This is a genomic window from Neisseria sp. P0009.S007, from assembly GCF_051962515.1.
Window position 1 is genome coordinate 1 of the sequence record NZ_JBQCVF010000333.1, and the last position, 1436, is coordinate 1436.

The window sequence follows — 1436 nt, forward strand, 5'->3', positions numbered from 1 at the left end:
TTCATGATGGGTTTCATTACCTGCATGAACGATATTTTGATTCCGCATCTGCAGAAAATTTTCACGATAACCAATGTTCAGGCGATGCTGGTTCAGTTCTGCTTCTTTACCGCCTATGCCATCATGTCGATTCCGATGGGGCATTTCGTCGGTAAAATCGGCTATAAAAATGGCGTCATCGGCGGCTTCTTGCTGACCGCCGTCGGATGCTTGTTGCTTTATCCTGCCGCAGACAGCCAATCTTACCCGACTTTCTTGGACGCTCTCTTCATTCTTGCTTCAGGTGTAACCCTGTTGTAGGTTGCGGGTAATCCGTATGTGACCTTGTTGGCGAAACCGGGCAAAGAATCTGCAACGCTGACTTTGGTGCAGGCATTCAATTCATTGGGTACGACTATTGCTCCGAAAATCGGTTCACTTCTCATTTTTACAGATGCGGCTCAGAAAGCCAGCAAAGCCGAGCAAATTGCTTCCGTCCAAATCCCTTATTTGGGTTTGGCGGGATTTTTGATCCTCCTCGCCGTCTTTGTGAAAATGATCCGTCTGCCCGATGCACGCAAAATTGCCGTTGAGGAAAGCGAACACAACTACGACGGCAAAAGCAGCGTGTGGCAATACAAACATCTTGTTTTCGGTGTGGTTGGCATTTTCTGCTACGTTGGCGCGGAAGTATCCATCGGCTCTTTCATGGTCAATATTTTGGGCTTCCTGAAAGGATTTGATCATTCCAAAGCCGCAGATATGCTGGTGTTATACTGGGGTGGTGCAATGTTCGGACGCTTCCTCGGTTCGGCAGTTATGACTCGAGTCGCGCCAAACCGCTACCTTGCCTTTAATGCCTCAGTTGCTACTGCTTTGCTCGTCATTGCCATCATGGTTGGTAAAGGTAATGCCGACATCGCCATGTGGGCGTTGATTGCCATCGGTTTTTTCAACTCCATTATGTTCCCGACTATCTTTTCGCTGGCAACCAAAAACCTCGGCAAATTTACCAATTCTACTTCAGGTTTTCTTTGTACCGCCATTGTTGGCGGCGCGTTGATTCCTGTTTTGCAAGGTAAGATCGCCGATGATTACGGTATGATGATTTCTTATGTTGCACCTGCCGTGTGCTACCTCTACATCTTCTTCTTTGCCCTCAAAGGTTATAAAGCCGACGAGTAAGCATGGTTTGAACAGAAGGTCGTCTGAAAACTTGGAAATCAGGTTTTCAGACGGCCTTTTTACTTTGTGGCATAATGATTTGAATGACAGGAGGAAAAAATGGCCAAAATCATTTTGCTGCATGGCTTGCACATGCATTCGTGGGTAATGAAACCGCTGGCGTATTTGCTGGAACAAGAAGGTTTTGAAGTTGCTCTGTTCGATTATTACAGTGTTTTGCATTCGATGAACCGACATGTTGAAGATTTGGCGCGATGGATTGATGAGAACCA

1 protein-coding gene and 1 pseudogene are annotated in these 1436 nt (G+C 46.5%); both read left to right on the forward strand.

The annotated features are described in order from the left end of the window. Positions 1 to 1164, forward strand: a pseudogene (locus ACTHS3_RS13020) (sugar MFS transporter); the annotation flags it as partial. A gap of 99 nt (positions 1165 to 1263) precedes the next feature. Further along, the coding region (locus tag ACTHS3_RS13025) for an esterase/lipase family protein (RefSeq protein WP_440368129.1) at positions 1264 to 1436 on the forward strand (173 nt) is incomplete at its 3' end.